The organism is Lyngbya sp. CCY1209, from assembly GCF_055795065.1.
This window is the reverse complement of record NZ_JAYFER010000307.1, coordinates 1-17,953: the sequence shown is the minus strand read 5'-3', so window position 1 is coordinate 17,953 and position 17,953 is coordinate 1. Positions and strand designations below refer to the sequence as shown.

The 17,953-nt window shown below is 54.6% G+C and carries 19 protein-coding genes; 9 read left to right on the top strand and 10 right to left on the bottom strand.

Features of this window, described 5'->3' with window-relative positions; all coding sequences use genetic code 11:
• Positions 1–76 precede the first annotated feature (76 nt).
• On the bottom strand, positions 77–556 hold the full coding sequence (gene ispF / locus AC0QHF_RS09030) for a 2-C-methyl-D-erythritol 2,4-cyclodiphosphate synthase (protein ID WP_324703873.1): 480 nt from the start codon (positions 554–556) through the stop codon (positions 77–79).
• Between the two features lie 196 nt (positions 557–752).
• Here ispF and AC0QHF_RS09025 point away from each other — a divergent pair, with 196 nt between their 5' ends.
• Positions 753–896, top strand: a complete 144-nt coding sequence (locus tag AC0QHF_RS09025) for a high light inducible protein (RefSeq protein WP_324703872.1) — start codon at positions 753–755, stop codon at positions 894–896.
• Between the two features lie 688 nt (positions 897–1,584).
• Here AC0QHF_RS09025 and AC0QHF_RS09020 read toward each other — a convergent pair.
• From AC0QHF_RS09020 to AC0QHF_RS08995, 6 genes are all read right to left on the bottom strand, one after another.
• Positions 1,585–1,806, bottom strand: a complete 222-nt coding sequence (locus tag AC0QHF_RS09020) for a hypothetical protein (protein ID WP_324703871.1) — start codon at positions 1,804–1,806, stop codon at positions 1,585–1,587.
• Between the two features lie 252 nt (positions 1,807–2,058).
• Positions 2,059–2,436 carry a response regulator gene (locus tag AC0QHF_RS09015; protein WP_324703870.1) on the bottom strand — a complete coding sequence of 126 codons (378 nt, stop codon included), beginning with the start codon at positions 2,434–2,436 and terminating at the stop codon, positions 2,059–2,061.
• 45 nt (positions 2,437–2,481) lie between these two features.
• On the bottom strand, positions 2,482–4,473 hold the full coding sequence (locus AC0QHF_RS09010) for a PAS domain S-box protein (RefSeq protein ID WP_324703869.1): 1,992 nt from the start codon (positions 4,471–4,473) through the stop codon (positions 2,482–2,484).
• A 188-nt stretch (positions 4,474–4,661) separates the two neighbouring features.
• Positions 4,662–6,524, bottom strand: a complete 1,863-nt coding sequence (locus AC0QHF_RS09005) for a response regulator (protein ID WP_324703868.1) — start codon at positions 6,522–6,524, stop codon at positions 4,662–4,664.
• A gap of 335 nt (positions 6,525–6,859) precedes the next feature.
• Positions 6,860–7,099, bottom strand: a complete 240-nt coding sequence (locus AC0QHF_RS09000; RefSeq protein ID WP_324703867.1) for a NifU family protein — start codon at positions 7,097–7,099, stop codon at positions 6,860–6,862.
• Positions 7,100–7,326: 227 nt separating this feature from the next.
• On the bottom strand, positions 7,327–7,980 hold the full coding sequence (locus AC0QHF_RS08995; protein WP_324703866.1) for a DUF3386 domain-containing protein: 654 nt from the start codon (positions 7,978–7,980) through the stop codon (positions 7,327–7,329).
• 219 nt (positions 7,981–8,199) lie between these two features.
• Between AC0QHF_RS08995 and AC0QHF_RS08990 the strand changes: the two genes are divergently transcribed.
• Entirely contained in the window at positions 8,200–9,369 is a 1,170-nt protein-coding gene (locus AC0QHF_RS08990) for an IscS subfamily cysteine desulfurase (RefSeq protein WP_324703874.1), read from the top strand.
• 14 nt (positions 9,370–9,383) lie between these two features.
• A complete protein-coding gene (locus AC0QHF_RS08985) occupies positions 9,384–9,944 on the top strand; it encodes a GUN4 domain-containing protein (protein ID WP_324703865.1) in 561 nt (186 codons plus the stop codon).
• A gap of 73 nt (positions 9,945–10,017) precedes the next feature.
• Here the strand turns inward: AC0QHF_RS08985 and AC0QHF_RS08980 are convergent, their stop codons facing one another.
• Together AC0QHF_RS08980 and AC0QHF_RS08975 are read right to left on the bottom strand one after the other, a co-directional pair.
• Positions 10,018–10,587, bottom strand: coding sequence for a response regulator (locus tag AC0QHF_RS08980; protein WP_324703864.1), 570 nt, complete (start codon positions 10,585–10,587; stop codon positions 10,018–10,020).
• 57 nt (positions 10,588–10,644) lie between these two features.
• Positions 10,645–11,061, bottom strand: coding sequence for an LmeA family phospholipid-binding protein (locus tag AC0QHF_RS08975; RefSeq protein ID WP_375341411.1), 417 nt, complete (start codon positions 11,059–11,061; stop codon positions 10,645–10,647).
• Between the two features lie 330 nt (positions 11,062–11,391).
• Between AC0QHF_RS08975 and AC0QHF_RS08970 the strand changes: the two genes are divergently transcribed.
• Positions 11,392–12,243, top strand: a complete 852-nt coding sequence (locus AC0QHF_RS08970; protein ID WP_324703863.1) for a DUF2267 domain-containing protein — start codon at positions 11,392–11,394, stop codon at positions 12,241–12,243.
• 130 nt (positions 12,244–12,373) lie between these two features.
• Here AC0QHF_RS08970 and AC0QHF_RS08965 read toward each other — a convergent pair whose 3' ends face one another.
• A complete protein-coding gene (locus tag AC0QHF_RS08965; protein WP_324703862.1) occupies positions 12,374–13,093 on the bottom strand; it encodes a response regulator transcription factor in 720 nt (239 codons plus the stop codon).
• Between the two features lie 132 nt (positions 13,094–13,225).
• Between AC0QHF_RS08965 and AC0QHF_RS08960 the strand changes: the two genes are divergently transcribed.
• From AC0QHF_RS08960 to AC0QHF_RS08940, 5 genes are all read left to right on the top strand, one after another.
• A complete protein-coding gene (locus AC0QHF_RS08960) occupies positions 13,226–14,326 on the top strand; it encodes an ATP-binding response regulator (RefSeq protein ID WP_324703861.1) in 1,101 nt (366 codons plus the stop codon).
• Positions 14,327–14,406: 80 nt separating this feature from the next.
• On the top strand, positions 14,407–16,203 hold the full coding sequence (aspS, locus tag AC0QHF_RS08955) for an aspartate--tRNA ligase (protein ID WP_324703860.1): 1,797 nt from the start codon (positions 14,407–14,409) through the stop codon (positions 16,201–16,203).
• A gap of 159 nt (positions 16,204–16,362) precedes the next feature.
• Positions 16,363–16,686, top strand: a complete 324-nt coding sequence (locus AC0QHF_RS08950; RefSeq protein WP_324703859.1) for a DUF433 domain-containing protein — start codon at positions 16,363–16,365, stop codon at positions 16,684–16,686.
• On the top strand, positions 16,683–17,042 hold the full coding sequence (locus AC0QHF_RS08945) for a DUF5615 family PIN-like protein (protein ID WP_324703858.1): 360 nt from the start codon (positions 16,683–16,685) through the stop codon (positions 17,040–17,042). The genes AC0QHF_RS08950 and AC0QHF_RS08945 overlap by 4 nt, the downstream gene beginning before the upstream one ends.
• A 121-nt stretch (positions 17,043–17,163) precedes the next feature.
• Positions 17,164–17,796 carry a Uma2 family endonuclease gene (locus tag AC0QHF_RS08940; RefSeq protein ID WP_324703857.1) on the top strand — a complete coding sequence of 211 codons (633 nt, stop codon included), beginning with the start codon at positions 17,164–17,166 and terminating at the stop codon, positions 17,794–17,796.
• The last annotated feature ends 157 nt before the right edge of the window (positions 17,797–17,953 follow it).

Genomic DNA, 17,953 nt, shown 5'->3' with positions numbered 1-17,953 from the left:
TACACCCTACACCCTACACCCTACACCCTACACCCTACACCCTACACCCTACACCCTACACCCTACACCCTACACCCTATCTGCATTGCAAGAGTGCGACGGCGTAGGCGGCAATCCCTTCTTCCCGCCCCACCGGCCCGAGTTTCTCGTTGGTGGTGGCTTTGATGCCCACCCGATCCGGTTCCAATTGTAGGACACTGGCGATGCGATCGCGCATTTTGGAGATGTGGGGTTTGAGTTTGGGACGTTCGGCCACCACCACCGAATCGATATTGCCGATTTCCCACCCCCGCTCCCGCACCAGACCGTTGACCTGTTCGAGGAGTACCAAACTATCCGCACCGGCCCATTTTTCATCGGAGGGGGGGAAGTACAACCCGATGTCCCCCAAGCTGAGGGCGCCGAGCATGGCGTCCATGATGGCGTGGGTTAATACGTCCGCGTCGCTGTGGCCGAGCAGTCCCAACCGGTGTTCGATGCGGACGCCGCCCAAAATCAGAGGGCGGTTTTCCACCAACTGGTGAATGTCGTATCCGTTGCCGATGCGAATGTCCATCTATATCTGTGCGCCTCTACAGATTTCCATTATCGGGCAAGTTGTGCTTCGGGTGCGATCGTTCCCCATTTCCCCCGCCAGAGGGGCAAATGGAATATTTTCTCAACAAATTGTAAACAAACGTTGCAATTTTGCCGGCGGGTATGTTAACTTTTGTGTAGTTGACTCAAGCAGACGGATTCAGGAGTAGTTCGCTATGGAAACTCAAGATACTAAGTTTGGTTTTACCGCCTTCGCAGAAACCTGGAACGGACGCCTCGCCATGCTCGGGTTCATCATCGGTGTCGCCACCGAGTACCTGACCGGCCAAGGCATCCTGTCTCAACTCGGCCTGATGTAATCGGCCTGAGTCTCGGGACTCAACTTGTGCCAGTCGTACCGATCCGGTTCAATATCGATATGTGACGGACTCTGAAACTGTGGTTTCGGAGTCCTTTTGTAACCAATCCCCGCGAAGACAGCGACGGGGCTTTCTAGCCCTAACCTGTGATTGGGGGAGTCGGGAGTCGGAAAATCTGTCCTAACCGCCTTGGCGGTTGCTATAACACACAAGCGCGATACTTGCGATATTACCGAGTCGCTGAGAAACCCGGTGTCTCATATCATCTAGACGTGAGAAACGAAAAACTCTCATAGAAACCCGGTTTATTCTTACCCAAAAGACGCTATATCATCTCAATCTCACCTTTTTCTTCTAGCGTCACTATTTCCTGTAGTCGCAACAGCTTGGTATGAACCTTTGGTAGCGGCATTCAAAATTAGTGGTTGCGCGGTATTGCTACGGCGCTTACTATACATTTCGCCCATTTCATCAACTGCTACTGTGGATACATTTGATTCCCAATCTGCGAAAATCTGCGAAATCTGCGGACTGATAACAGTAATGGACTGACTAAAAGTTCAGCGGGAAATGGTAGGTTACGGCACTACGGTTGATTTTAAGGTCAAAAAAACAACCCCTTCCAACGTGGTGGCGGAAAGGGGGGTTTCGTATTGATTTCTAAACGGAGAATTTCAAAATCTTGTTCTTATCGAAGGCTGGTTCCTTCGGGAATGGAAACTTTGTATAGCCGCAGCAAGCCCAAAACGATCAAAATTTGCAGGCTCCAGTGGGCGAAGGCGAAACCCCAGATGAAGCAAACGATTCCAGTTAATCCGGCGAGAACGAAGGGAATGTCTTCCGAAGTTTGTAGATAGACCCAGATCGAGCCGAGGGCGAAGGTTAGTAAAATCAGGTAGACTGAGGGCATAATTGCCACCTCCTAGGGATTTCGTGGGTAGCCGTTGGGGGGTGGGGGCTACATTTATAAAGGTAGGGAAGAAACATGAAGAACTTGTGAAGAGCTAAAAGTTCTTCACAAAAGTTGACACGATCGCCTCAAAATATGCAATTCAAAACCCCAGAAGTCTTGCCAGGTCGGGAACAGGGGGAATCAGTCGGGAAAAAAAGAATGTATCGACGAACCGACTTCAATCAGGTTTAACACAAAAAAAAGGTATTGTCAACTCCAGCCGAGAATGTGGGCGACTTCTTCAGCCAGGGACATGGGCTCGAAGGGTTTGGAGATCACGCCGCTGACGCCGAGGCGGTCGAATTTTTGGCGGTCGGCCGACTGCACTTTGGCGGTCAACAGAATCACGGGAATTTCGCGGGTTTGGGGGTCGGCCTGCAATTTTTGGAAGGTGGCGAACCCGTCCAAACCGGGCATCATCACGTCGAGGAGGATGGCGTCGGGTCGTTGGGCGCGGGCCGTTTCCAGGCCCCGGTTGCCGGAGTCGGCGGTCGCCACCGTCCAGCCCCCGATCATTTCCAGACTGAGTTGGGCAATTTCCCGAATGTCGTCTTCGTCGTCGATGAGCAAAATCCGCTTGGTTGCCATGCCCGAAAGGTTCCACAGACAGAACACTGACTTCAGGATACAAGTTTAACCGCCGGACTGCACGACCCAGGCCGTGGCCGGGGCGATCGCATCCGGATTGGGGAGGGGCAAGCTGACAAAAAACGTGCTGCCTTCCCCCAGGATACTCTCGGCCCAAATTTTGCCGCCGTGCTGCCGGACGATGCTGCGGCAGATCGCCAGTCCCAGGCCGGTGCCCCCATTTTGCCGGGAATCGGAGGCGTCCACCTGCTGGAAGCGGCCGAAAATACTCTCCAACTTGTCGGCCGGAATCCCCCGGCCGCGATCGCGCACCGAAATCAACACCCCATTTTCCCGCCGTTGGGCGGAGAAGTGTACTTCGCCGCCAGCCTCCGAAAACCGGATGGCATTGCTGATCAAGTTCGTCAACATCTGGATGATGCGATCGCCCGCGGCCCAAAGCTCCAACTCCAGGGGCGCCACCTCCAGGTTGACCCCCGCCTTCTCAGCCATCGCCAGCATTTCGTCCGTCGCCTGGGTCATTAAAGCCGCCAGGTTCACCGATCGCATCTCCATCGCCATCTGACCCGAGTGCATCCGCTCCAAATCGAGGATATCGTTGATCAGTCGCATCAGGCGATCGGAATTCGAGACGGCGATATCGAGCATCCGCCGCGCCTTTTCGGGTTGGGTCATCAACAATCCGCTCGATAGCAACCCCAAGGACCCCCGAATCGACGTCAGGGGGGTGCGGAGTTCGTGGCTGACGACGGAAATAAATTCCTCCTTCATCCGCTCCATCGCCTGCCGCTCCGTAATATCCTTGAACGTGACCACCGCCCCCACGATCGCCTCCCCCTGCCGCATCGGCGTGCTGACGTACTCCACCGGAAAACTCGTCCCGTCCCGCCGCCAAAACATCTCGTCCGTGACGTGGCGGGTCGTCCCGTCTTCCAAGGTGGCGAAAATGGGCGAGAGGGAGCCTTTGGCCGCCGCCCGGTCGCCCCGGGTGATCTGGCGCAGGTCGCTGGCGATCAATTCCCGCGTCTCGTACCCCGTCATCCGCGCCGCCGCCGGGTTGACGAAGGTAATTTTACCCTCCCGGTTCAACCCGCAGATCCCCTCCCCGGCCGAATTCAAGATCAACTCGTTTTGGTGGCGGAGTTGTTCGAGAGTGCGCTCGATGCGCTTGCGGTAGCTGATATCCCGGGCGATGGTGGAAATCCCCGCGATCTGTCCCAGGGCGTCTTTGATGGGGGAAATGGTCAGGGACACGTCGATGGTGCGGCCGTCCCGGCGGACGTGGACGGTTTCGTAGTGGTCGATCCCCCCCTCGGCGGTGATGGCGGTGAGAATTTGGGGCATTTCGTGGGGGCGCTCCGGCAGGGCCAGCATGGAGATGGGACGGCCGATCGCCTCGGAGGCACTGTAACCATAAATCTGTTCGGCCCCGGCATTCCAACTGACGATGGTGCCGTCGAGGGTTTTGCCGATGATGGCATCTTCTGAAGATTCCACCATTGAAGCCAGACGGATGTAGGCGATTTCGGCCTGCTTGCGCTCCGTGATGTCCCGCCCCAAAATCACCAATCCCCGCCGTTCCCCGCCGACGTCGAACAGCGGCACCTTGATCACGTCGTAAATTCGCATCGTGCCGTCGGGTTGGGGGATGCGCTCTTCGGCCCGGGAGAGTTGTTGGGAGGTCCACGCCTGGCGATCGGTTTCCTGGCAGGTCAACAGGGCCTCTCGATACAGGGAGATGTCGCCCTCCACTTCCAGGGCGTCAGCCAGTTCGGCGTCCGTTTTCCCCCGGTAATCGACGCGATCGAGTTGGAACACGTCTAACATCGCCCGGTTGGCTTCCAGCCAGCGGCCTTCGCCGTCTTTGAAACACACCAGATCGGGCATGGTGTCGATCAGAGTCCGCAGCCGTTCCGAACTTTCCCGCAGGGCTTCCTCGACCCGGCGGCGCTCGGCAATTTCCCGCTGCAGCCGTTGGTTGGCGGATTTGAGAGAGGCGATCAGTTGCGTTTTTTTGGGTGTTTTTTTTTTCGACATTGTGATTTCAACCTGATTCAATTAATAATTAATAATTAATAATTAATAATTTTGAGTCGGATTTCGTCTCCCGGATGGTGGGCAATGGGCGATCGGACATGGGGGATGGGGGATGGGCGAATGCCATTCGCCCCTACTTTTTCATTTTCCCCACACCCCACACCCCACACCCCGACATGAAGATCGCGTCACGCTTCAAATTTGAGCAGGGTCTGAGTCCGTTTCAATCGATTCACAATTCGCGTCGCGAGTTCCGAGCCGGTGATGGGTTTCGTCAGATAATCGTCGGCCCCGGCCGCAAACACCTGATGTTGAATTTTGACATCGGTGTGGGCGGTCAGGAATAAAACTGGCACGCTTTGCCAGCGGGGATCGGTGCGGACGATCTGACAGAGTTCGATGCCGTTGAGATGGGGCATTTCTATATCTAAAACTAACAAATGGGGGACCGTCGATTCTAAGGTTTCCCAAAATTGGCGCGGGTCGTCCAGGGTGACGGTTTGGATGCCCCAGGGTTGCAGGAAGGCCTGGATGGTGGCTAACATGGCGGGGTCGTCATCGACGATCATGACGCGGGTATCGGTGGCGTAGTGTTGGCGGAGGAGGTCCGCCACGACGGCGATCGCGCGATCGGCGGCGACGGGTTTTTCCAGAAAGGCGCTCCCCCCCAGGCGGACGATTTCCACCCGTTTGGCGATGTCCCCCCGGGTGGCGAGGACGATCGCGGGCACCGGGGGGGTCTGGCGGTTGAGCTCGGCGAGGAGGTCCGGGCAGGGGTGGCGATCGAAGTCCAGGAGGACGACCCGGGGAAATTCGCCGGGGGGAAGGGACGTATCGGCCCGGATGCAGAGTCGGCGGAGGGCGGCTTCGTCGGGGACGATTTCGGGTTCGATGTTGTGATGTTTGGCTTCGGCCGCCAGTTCTCCCAGGAAGGGGTCGCCGGAGTCGATCGCCACCAGGCGGGGGCCGGGAATTTCCGGCGGGCCGGGAGGTTCCGGGATGGCGGGTTTCGGGGTTTCGACGCTGCGACGCAGGTTCCGGGTCAGTTCGGGGAGGGCGGCGATGCGATCGCCACTCCAGGGGGTATCATCCTGCAAGAGCGCCTCGATTTGGCGGGCGATGGCCGACCCCTCCGCCCGCCCGAAGGTGCCGAGGGACCCGGCGAGTTTGTGGGCTTCCTGTCGGGCCTCCTGTCGGAGTTGGGGGTCGAGCTGCCCGGCCTGGGCGGCGACACCGGCCCGCTCGATGACGGCAATGCGATCGCCGAAGTTGGCCCGAAATCGCTCCCAAATTTTGTTGACCGATTGGTCGAGTTGGGATTTGAGCAGGGCGGACGCCTCGGAATCGGGGGATTTGGGGGGTTGGGGGGGGCGTTCGAGTTTCTGATTCAGGCGGTATCCGAGTCCGTAGACGGTTTCGATGAAGTCCGAACAGGCGCCGGAGGCTTTCAGTTTTTGGCGCAGGCCTTTGATGTGGGCGCGGACGGTGTTTTCGGTGGGCGGGTCCTCGAAGGACCACAACCGGTCCAGGATGTTGTCGATGCTGAAGGTGCGCTGGCGGTTGCCCATGAACAGTTCGAGCAGACCGTATTCTTTGGGGGTGAGTTTGAGGGGGTTGCCGTCGTAGTGGACTTCGCAGGTGTTGCGGTCGAGTACCATTTTTTCCCAGGTCAGAACCCCGGAGGCGACCTCGCTCTGGCGGCGCAGCACGGCCCGGATGCGGGCGGCGAGCTCTTCAAAATCGAGGGGTTTGACCATGTAGTCGTCGGCCCCGGAGTCGAGGCCCTTGACTTTATCCCGTTGGTTGTCCCGGGAGGTCAGCAGCAGGATCGGAACTTGGAAATCGTGCGATCGCAGTTTTTGGCACAGGCTGATGCCGTCGAGTTTGGGCAGTCCCACGTCGAGCAAAATTAGGTCGTAGTCGGTTCCTTGGGTTGACTCCCAACCCGCCTGTCCGTCGTGGACGACATCCACCTCGTACTTCTGGCCCGTCAGCATGGCGACCAGAACATCCGCCAGGTGGCGATCGTCTTCAACTAAGAGAATATGCATGGAGACACTCAGAGCTGGAATTCGGGAGGGCGCGGAGATGGGAGAAATTTCTGACCCTTTCCCGGCGAGCGGGGTGAAATCCGATTCAATTTTGCCGACAATCAACCGACGGGTCGGCTCGCCCAATGTCTAGAATATTTTCTTGATCCCCGTCTATTTTTCCTCCTAATTAATCAATTATAGGACGAATGGGGGACGCGAACGGCGATCGCTCCATGACCGACTCACTTTTTTTGGGGACTCCGAGATTCCGCGGCGACACCTTCCCGAGTCCGCCGTTTTCTACCTCGGGGGCAGCTCCCCGGCGGGAACTCCCCCCGACCGGAACGAGGTCCCTACATCACCGCTTCAACTTCCGCAATTTCGGGGATTTTTTCCCGCAGGCGGCGTTCGATCCCCATTTTCAGGGTCATGGTGGAACTGGGGCAGGAACCGCAGGCCCCCTGGAGCCGCAGCCGGACGATGGGGCCGTCGAGTTCGACAACTTCCACGTTGCCGCCGTCGGCCATCAGGTAGGGACGCAGTTCGTCCAAAACGGTTTCGACGTTTTCCGGAGTCAGTGTTAACGTTGCCATAATCGTTCAGATCCGTGGTTTGATTAAAATGTCCGACAAATTGAATACTTCTCGATCCTAACGCCATAGCGCCACGCGCGGGAGTCGGGAGTCGGGAATCGGGAGTCGGAGGAATGAAAACCCCCCCGAGAATCGAGCGTCAATACACGGGCGCCATACTGGCGATATTTGGAAGACGGAAATACCCGGAGAAGGGTCGCCCACTTGCGACCCCCTCCCCGCCGCCTTCAGACCGCCACCGGTTCGAGCAATTTGATATTGGAGTAGTTGAACTCGGTGGTCGTCACCTGGCCCTTATCCTTGGAGCGGACGACCTGGCGGGTCATGATGTAGTAATTTCCCACCTTCTCGAAAATATCCTCGAATTCCAATTCCCGCATGATTTCGTCGGTTTGCGGGTTGCGGAAAACGGCGTCGTAGCGTTTGGAGATGTACCCTTCGCCGGTGTCGAGACTTTCGTGGGTGTCGATGACGAAGGCCATCCGGCCCATGACCCGGCTCACCAGACAGATCTCGTCGCCGCGGACTTTGTAGTTCGACCCCATCGAGTCCCCTTCCACCAGGATTTCCACCGCGCCGGACCCGTCCGTTTCTCCCAGGCTGAATTTGTTTTTGCCGTGGGAGTCCTCGAAAGCGGTGCGCTTGCGGTGGGTGACGACATCCCGAAGTTGGGTGTAGACGCTCTGCTGCACCTCTTCATTCTCGATGCCGGTGACTTCTACGCTCAGGTCGGGGTTAATCCGAATGTGACCGTTGTAAGTTTCATCTCCCTGCTTCAATTCGATGTCGGCGCTGTAACCGGGAAAGTCGGTGTCCCAGGTGTAGCGGTTTTCGTAGGCGTTGCGAAATAGATCGCGGGCGTTGCTTGTCAATTCTGTCATGGAAGATTGCGAGTTTTAAAAACGGACACGATCTAGTATAATCTTTTAGAGACCGATCGCTCGAAATTCGAGATATAAATTGACCGCCCTCGCTCCGACGGCGAGATGGAAATTGATGGTAATTTTCCGAATCTCGACCCATCCAGTGATGAAAAGCGCACCGCGATCGCCGTCATTCATCTATCCGTAAAAACTCAAATTTTAGCCCCCCAAATGAGTATGTCCGATCGCCCCATTTACCTCGACGCCAACGCCACCACCCCCCTCGATCGCCGCGTTTTGGAGGCGATGCTGCCCTATTTGACCGAACAGTTCGGCAACCCGGCTAGTATCAACCACGTCTACGGCTGGGAGGCGGAAGCGGCCGTGCAGCAGGCCCGGAAAATCATCGCCGAAGCGATCGGCGCTAGACCCGAGGAAATCATCTTCACCAGCGGCGCCACCGAGTCGGACAATTTGGCGGTCAAGGGCGTGGCCGAAGCCTATTTTGCCAAGGGTCGCCATTTGATTACCGTGGAGACGGAACACAATGCCGTCCTCGACCCCTGCCACTATTTGAAAGAACTGGGATTTGAGGTGACATTTCTCCCCGTCGAACCGGATGGACTTATCAATTTAGAAACCCTCGAAAAAGCATTTCGCCCCGACACGATTTTGGTGTCCGTAATGGCGGCAAACAACGAAATTGGAGTATTGCAACCCCTGGCGGAAATCGGCGAACTCTGTCGCGATCGCGGGGTTTTATTTCACACCGACGCCGCCCAAGCTCTGGGAAAAATTCCCCTCGACGTGGATGAAATGAACGTCGATTTAATGTCCCTCACCGCCCATAAAATATACGGCCCCAAAGGCATCGGCGCCCTCTACGTCCGCCGTCGCGATCCCCGGGTGAAATTGGCGGCCCAAATCCACGGCGGCGGACACGAACGGGGGATGCGATCGGGGACTCTCTCCACCCCCCTGATCGTGGGGTTCGGCGCGGCGGTGAAACTGGCGTTATCGGAGATGGAGGCGGAGGGAAAACGCCAGGAAAAATTGCGCGATCGCCTCTGGGACAAGCTCTCCACCCTCGGCGACGTCCGCCTCAACGGCCACCCCACCCGCCGCCTGCCGGGAAATTTAAACGTGAGTGTGGCGGGGGTGGACGGTCAGGCTTTATTGTTGGGATTGCAACCCGCGATCGCCGTGTCCTCGGGCTCGGCCTGCACCTCCGCCAAAATCGAACCGTCCCACGTCTTGCGAGCCCTGGGACTGCCGGAAACCCTCGCCTATGCGTCGTTGCGATTCGGCATCGGCCGGTTCAATACGGAGGCGGAAATCGATCGCGCGGCGGAACAGGCGATCGCCACGATCGAAGCACTGAGAAAAGTTAAGGGTCAGACCTCCTAATTGTCGGCGGATTTATGGGAAAACGAGAGTATCAAATCGTGATTTTCAGCCTGATTTGCGCGATCGCATCGTTGGCGATCGGGATGAGTCGAAATGCCACCCGCCCCACCCCGACTTCCCCAGTTTTGGACTCCGACCGCCTCGCCAATTTGATCGCCTCCGGCGCCCTACAAAAAGCCGACCGCCAGACCTACCGCATGATGCTGTCAGTCCTGCACAAAAAAAACCGGCGGCTGACGCGGCGAGATATCGCCCGCTTTCCCTGCGGTGCCCTGGCGGAACTCGATCACACTTGGCACCAGTCTAGCAATGGACAATTGAGTTTTATCGAACCCTATCAACGGTGGAAAACCGCTCGGGGAGGCGGACGATACCAGGGGCCGACCGCGCCCCTTTCATGGAATGTTGTCCGCTCTTCCCAACCGTCACAAAATAATTGTTTGGGCGATCGGGAGATAGGCCGAAGTGCGACTCCCTGTCTGTCCGGTATCAGTTTGAATATATTCGAGCGTATTGAAAGTTGTAAGATGGCACCCTATCCGAGTCGCAAAGCCTCGAATCTCCAAAATCAATAATTTCATTGAAGTAGAGAGGGTTGGGAGTTAGACCAATTGAGAATCCGATACCAGGAAATTTTTTTCCACCCAATTAAGCGCTAATTTTGGGAGAGCGTCTGGGCTGAGTGTCTCGGATATGTGCCCTCCGATCGCTCTGAGCGCTCTGATTTTTGCCTACTTTTTTTTTTTGATGTTCAGGATTGAACGAATCGGGTAAATCAGTGGGAGACTGACGTTCTTTTTCGCGATCGCCGTCCTCGGCTTTCATCTTTTCGAGCAACATTTCCACCTGCTTCAACAGCTCGTCCACGTCGATGGGCTTGTGGATCAAGGCATCCGCCTCGACGTTTGTCTCTTCGAGCCATTCCAAACGATGGCAGGCTGTCATGATCAATACGGGAATGTAGGGGAAGCGATCGTCGTATCTCAACACTTGCATCACTTCGTAACCGTTGATTCCCGGCATCATCAAATCCAAAACCATCAAATCGGGTGGAGATTCTTCGACTCTGGCTAAAGCGGAATAACCGTTTTCTGCGCTTTGAATCTGATATCCGGCATCCTCGAGGATGATTTCCACCAAAAAGCGGCTGTCCGTCGAATCATCGACGACGAGAATATTGGGAGCCGATCTAGAACTAGGGTTGGAAGAAGAGTTCATGGAACATTATGTTTCCGCTAACAACATGATTAAAAGCGTCAGAATGAGGGTTTTTGTTCACTTAATTCTGATTGTGGAGTTGGGAGAGTTTGGCGATCGCCTGCAGGTCGAGTTTCCCCGGCCGCACGTCGTCGAAAAATTTCGGAGTCGAACGCGCGGTTGAGGTTCGCCTCTGCTAGGGTGATATTTGCGGTTCCCCGGGCGCTCCGGGACAATTGTAAATCGCCGCCGAGGGCCGTGAGGGGTTCGACCGCCAAAATTTCGCACCCGGACTTCAAAAGACTCCATCCGCACATCAGATCGGATCACCAGTCCCGACCCGTTCACGAAAAACGAATCGAGTTGGCCGGACACGAGTTTTCCCGGGTCGGTTTGGACGCGGACGTCGAGTTCTTCGGCCCGATCAAGTTGACTGGAGAGGGCAACTTTGGCAATTTGATTGAGTGTTTGTTCTCCAAATTCGCTGGCATTCATGAAAACAGCCTGACTACACCTCGGACCGATCGGATTTCGGACACTTACGCTTTACATCATATCGGAGCGATCGTTTTCGGCGTCTCTATCCAACGAAATAGATAAAAGCCCGACTCCGTGGCGGTTTGCGGGATTGGGACGATCAAGGTGATAACAGGTGATATCGAATGCGATCGCTTAGAATCCCTCCGAAGGTAGATGCTCGCGGCGACTTTTTGCTGGAGTATGAGGGGTGGAGTCCTACAAATTCGCCAAATTTGACAGTCTACGGGTCTAATTCTGCAATTGGATTTTGTTTGAGCTGTTTTCGGATGAATTCATCTAATTTTTATGCCGATCGCCATTCTAGACGACATCGTTTATACCATTCTCCAAAAAATTGACGAGACGGACAAAAATGGCAAACACCCCGTCAATTTTGTCCAATCCGACTTCTCGGGAAGGACACCGAATCAAGCGGACCGGCTCGGGCATTTGGATTATTTGAATCAAAATCACTATATCGAAGCGGATTTTAGCGGGAATGCCTATGCCAAACAGGAAGATGTCCCCAACTTAGTCAACCCCGACGAAATCGATATTCGGATCGCCAATACCCTCGGAGCCTCCGACGGGCCGCTCCCCCACCTGATCGATTTGGAACGCGCCAAATTGACCGAAAAAGGAGCAAAAATGTTAGAGGAGATGAATATGAATCCCCCCCAAATGCCCCAATCCCAAAGTCAAGAAAACATTGCCCCCGAAAACCTGCAATTTTTGGAAAAAATTAAGGTCAAAGGTCAGCTCGAAGACATCTACGATGCCCGGGACGTGACGGAGGTCGTTTTCCGGACAATGCGGGATATGATGACCACGGAATCGGCCGATCGCGTCGCCTCGGAACTGCACGAAGAATCGGTGCAGGCGAAGGACAAATCTTTGCAAAATGAAATTTCCGATCTTTGGCAAGATACCAACCCGCTGGTGGCTTGGCTGAGTCGGCTGCGTCCGCCCCTAAAAATAGACGAAAAGAACTTTATTTTTCGGATCGAGCAGGAAGGGGGAATTCCGAGAAGTACGGATGCAGAAACGGTCATCAAAGCGGTCTTTTCTGCAACGAAAGACGAGCTTTCCCAAGAGCGAATTTCGGAAATTTCCGGCTACCTCCCCGGCCGAGTTAAAGAAATGTGGGATGTCGCCTGATTTTTCCCTTGTCTGAATCGGAAAGTTAAGAATAAAGACGACTGATACCTGTCCCGTTAGGGCCAGGTTTTTTTATTCGTAAATGTCGGCTGGTGTGGCTGACATTTTTTCCGAAAGACGGGTCGATCAATTATTCGATCCACCCCGATCGCAGAGCCCTGACGGCGGCTTGGGTGCGGTCGTCTGCACACAGCTTATTTAAAATGCTGCGGACGTGGGTTTTCACCGTTCCCACCGTGATGTACAGTTTTTCGGCAATTTCGGCGTTGCTACGGCCGCCGACGATCAATTCCAAAACTTCGAGTTCCCGCTCCGTCAAAGGACAGCTCGCCAGAAATTCTTTGTACTCGGGTTCGACGGCGTGGATGGTGACAGTTTCGCCGGCGTTTTTGGCGATCGCTTCCGCCGGCTGATGTTGGGCCTGTTGGAGGACGGTGCGGGCGATGACCGGATCGATCCAAGAGTGTCCTTCGCTGGTGGTCAGGATCGCTTCCATCAGGCGATCGAGGCTGACATCTTTGACGCTGTAGGAGTCGGCACCGGCCGCAAAAGCCCCCATCACCGCATCTTTGTTGTCGTGCATGGTCAAAATCAGAACTTTCGTGGGTTTTTCGCCGCGATCGCCCATGAATTCTTTGAATTGCTGGGTCAATTCGATCCCGTCGATATCGGGCAAACCGATATCGACGATCGCCACGTCGGGGAGGGTCGTTTTCAAAACCTCCAACCCCTTCCGTCCGGTCGCGGCTTCCCCCACCACCTCGACCTGTTTGCTCTGCTCCAATGCGGTTCTCAAACCCACCCGGGTCAGATCATGATCTTCGATCAAAACGACGCGAATATTTTTCATATTTAGTCTCCTTGTCTGGGGATATATTGTACCATTTCTTTTCGGGTAATTCACTGATAAAATTGACGGGTAGAAGTCTTTTGAGACTGACACCATCCGCACCAACCATTTTTGCCGATCAGATCGCGTATCATGTTTTCTTCCACCCAGCCACCAACCGGTCCGAGCGATTCCATCCTCGCCGTCGATGACTCCCCCGACAATCTATTTTTAATTGATGCCATCTTGGGTGAAGCCGGATATCGGGTCTGCTGCCAAGCGGACGGGGCTTCGGCCTTGAAAAGCCTGGAGAGCAACCCTCCAAAACTCATCCTCCTCGACGTGATGATGCCGGGGATCGACGGCTACGAAGTCACCCGCCGCATCCGCAACAACCCCCACCTCCCCTTCATCCCCATCCTGCTGATCACCGCCTATGACCAGTCCAGCGTGGTCGAGGGCCTCGACGCCGGGGCCGACGACTTCATCCGCAAACCCGTGGAGGTGGACGAACTCCTGGCCCGGGTGCGATCGCTCCTGCGACTCAAACACAGCATCGACGAACAAACCAAAATGTCCCGCCAGCGGGAGGATTTCGTCTCCCGCCTCACCCACGACCTCCGCACCCCCCTGGTAGCCGCAGACCGGATGCTGCAACTGTTCCGGCAGGGGGCCCTGGGGGAACTTACCCCCCCTATGCAGGAGGCAGTCCGCACCATGATCGGCAGCAACCAAAACCTGCTGCGGATGGTGAACACCCTCCTGGAGGTGTACCGCTACGAAGCGGGCCGCAAGACCCTCGCCTTCTCCACCGTCGATCTCAGCGAACTGATCCGGGAGGTGGTGGAAGAACTCACTCCCCTGGCTCAGGAAAAGGGATTGAAAATGGCACCCGATCGCATCGAACCCGCGATCGCAGTGGTCGGCGACCCCCTGGAACTGCGGCGAGTGGCCATGAATCTGGTGGGCAACGCCATCAAATTCACCGACGCCGGCCACATCGACGTCCGCCTCCGGATGCGCTCCAGCGAGGCAATCCTGGAGGTTGAAGATACCGGGGAAGGCATGAGCGAGGCCGATCGCGCCATCATTTTCCAGCGGTTCCGCCAGGGCAAACACAAGCGATCGGGCAGCGGTCTGGGGCTCCACCTGGCCGCGCGGATCGTCGCCGCCCACGACGGCAGCATCGACGTGCAGTCCGAACCGGGCCGCGGCAGCCATTTCACCGTCCGGTTGCCCCTCAAGTCTCCATAGGCCGTGCCAACTGAACCCAATTCTTCTATACTGGGAGACTGCCAGTTTGAAATGTGAATTCAGAAAGTATCATCAAAGCCATGCGAACTGATTACTGCGGTCAACTCCGAAGCGGCAATATCGGCGAAACCGTCACCCTCTGCGGTTGGGTAGACCGCCGCCGAGATCATGGCGGCGTGGTCTTTCTGGATTTGCGCGATCGCACCGGCATCGTCCAAATTGTCAGCGATCCCGAACGCACCCCCGAGTCCTACAAAATCGCCGACACCATCCGCAACGAATTTGTCGTCCGCATCACCGGCCGGGTGTCCCGGCGCCCCGAGGAATCCCTCAACCCCAAACTCCCCACCGGAGAGGTGGAAATCTACGCGGATAACATTGAATTGCTCAACGGACTCGGGAAACAACTTCCCTTCCAGGTGTCCACCGCCGAAAGCGAACCCGTCCGGGAGGAATTGCGGCTCAAATATCGCTATTTGGACCTGCGGCGCGATCGCATGACCCGCAATTTGCAACTACGACACGAAGTCGTCAAGGCGATGCGGCGGTTCCTCGAAGATCAGGAAAAATTCATCGAAGTCGAAACCCCAATTTTGACGCGATCGACCCCCGAGGGCGCCCGGGATTACCTCGTCCCCAGCCGCGTCAACCCGGGCGAGTGGTTCGCCCTGCCCCAGTCCCCCCAACTGTTCAAACAACTGTTGATGGTTTCGGGATTCGATCGCTACTACCAGATCGCCCGCTGTTTCCGGGACGAAGATTTGCGGGCCGATCGCCAGCCGGAATTTACCCAACTGGACATGGAAATGAGCTTCATGTCCCAGGAAGAAATCTTAGATCTCAACGAACGCTTAATCGCCCACATTTTCAAAACCATAAAAGGCATCGATTTGCCCCGCCCCTTCCCCCGCCTCACCTACCAAGAAGCGATGGACCGGTACGGGAGCGATCGGCCCGACACCCGCTTCGGCATGGAACTCGCCGACGTCTCCGATGTCGTCAAAGACTGCGGCTTCAAAGTCTTTTCCGGGGCGGTAAAATCCGGGGGCATCGTCAAAATCCTGCCCGTTCCGGGGGGCAACGAAGCCATCTCCAACGTGCAGATCAAACCCGGCGGCGACCTGTTTAAAGAAGCCAGCGAAGCCGGGGCGAAAGGACTCGCCTACATCCGCGTCAAAGAGAACGGAAAAATCGACACCATCGGCGCGATCAAAGATAATTTGAACGACGAACAAAAGGCGGAAATTCTGAAGCGGACGGATGCAAAAGCCGGGGATTTGCTGCTGTTTGGTGCCGGAGATATTGCAACCGTTAATAAAACCCTCGATCGCCTGCGTTTAGTCATCGGAGAGCGGCTGGGACTCATCGATCGCGATCAAATAAACCTGCTGTGGATCACCGACTTTCCGATGTTCGAGTGGAACGCCGACGAGAAGCGGCTCGAAGCCCTGCACCACCCCTTCACCGCCCCCCACCCCGACGATATCGAAGATGTCAAAACCGCCCGAGCCCAAGCCTATGACATGGTGTTAAACGGGACGGAAATTGGCGGGGGAAGTTTGAGGATTTACCAGCGCGATATTCAGGAAAAAGTCTTCGACGCGATCGGTTTATCCAGTGAAGAAGCCTACGGAAAATTCGGCTTTTTGTTGGAGGCATTTGAATACGGAACACCCCCCCACGGCGGCATCGCCTACGGCTTAGATCGCCTCGTAATGCTGCTGTCCGGGGAAGAATCCATCCGAGACGTGATCGCCTTCCCGAAGACGCAGCAGGCCCGCTGTCTGCTCACCAACGCCCCCTCCGGCGTCGATGGAAAGCAGTTGAAGGAATTGCAGGTAGCCTCAACCTACAAACCGAAAAAATCCCAATCTTAATTGATGAGAAATCTGGAAAACCTGACCATTCATCAGTTCAGAGGATTGCGGGATTTTTCCCTGCAATCCTTGGGACAAATCAACCTTTTGGCAAAAATTTATCCCCCGTTATCCAAGGAAAGGCAACTTGTAAACTTAATCAATTTGGAGGAATAACCCATGCAACTCGAAAATTACTTTGAATTTCTTACCCCCTATGATATTCGACTCAAAGGGACAAGAATCGGGATAGAAACCATTTTATATGAATATATCTATCATCACCAATCCCCCGAAACAATTGCCAACATTTATACAAATCTAACCTTAGAACAAATCTATGCAACTATTCTTTATTTCTTGCAAAACCAAGAAGAAATCACTCAATACATGACAGATTGGTTAAACTATTGCAAAGAATCAGAAAAACAGCAAAATGAAAATCCCCCGGAATATATTCTTCGCCTTCGCCAAATCAAAGCAGAACGAGAGAAAATTTTATGAGTATTCAATATCTGATTGATGAAAACTTGCCTCCGCTTTATCAAGAACAGTTAAGGCGGTATCTGCCTCAATCAACTATTTTAATGGTAGGCGATCCTAACGTTCCCCCTAAAGGAACACTAGACCCTGAAATTTTGCTTTGGTGTGAACAACATGACTTTATTCTGGTAACAAATAATCGGCGTTCAATGCCTGTTCATCTAGCCGAACATCTAGAAAAAAATCGTCAAAGTCATGGTATCTTCGTACTGCGTAAAAAATTTACTATCGGAGAAATCATCAACGATCTTGTTTTCATTGCCCAAGCTGGCGACAAGAACGACTATCAAAACCGTATTACTCACATACCCTTATAATAATTTAATCTAAAAATGTCTGTAAAATACGCCTCTCAGATGGGGTGGGACTACCTTAGCCCAAAAGAAGCCTTACAATGAGTTGAGGATTGAGGATTGGGAAATCGTGGGAGGATAAATTATGTTTGAACTCGCGAGACGACTCAACCGGCTGGAAAAACTGCTCGATCGCGCCCAATTATCTGCAATAGATTCCGATCAAATTGTGCTAATAAATGGCGTAAACTGGCAAATCTACGAAGGCTTATTGGAGAGTTTGCAAGACAGTTCAGAATTCAGAGTTTCATATTTAGACGGAATCCTCAGAATCATGTCCCCCAGCCGCCGCCACGAGTCGGAAAAAAAACGGATTGCGATGCTATTGGAAACCTATTTTATAGAAATGGGTGTTGATTTCTATCCTCTCGGATCGACGACATTCCGAGAACAGTCCGTCGCCCGGGGGATCGAACCGGATGAGTGCTACTGCATCGACTCGGAAAAAGCCGTTCCCGATCTCGCCATCGAAGTCGTCGTCACCAGCGGGGGTATCGATTCTTTAGATATTTATCGGGGGTTAAACGTTCCCGAAGTTTGGTTTTGGCAAGACGGTTCACTTTCCCTCTATTTGTTGCAAGAGAACGGCTATCAAAAGCGCGATCGCAGCCAGTTTTTACCCGACTTAAATTTAGAGCTTTTGGCGAGGTACGTCCTCTCACCCGCCAAACCAAAGGATATTCTGTTTGAGTTTCGCCAGCAATTTAAAAGCCTTTAAATGCGATTTTCAACTGATCGCGTATTCGGTAAATTGCCTCATGAACGGCGTTTGAAATCCCAATCAGAAAGTAAAACCTAATATAACAATGTGAAATAATGAGTGAAAAATCGTTCTTCTCAAAGCCCCCAGAATTGGGGGTTTGGGGGCGGGACTA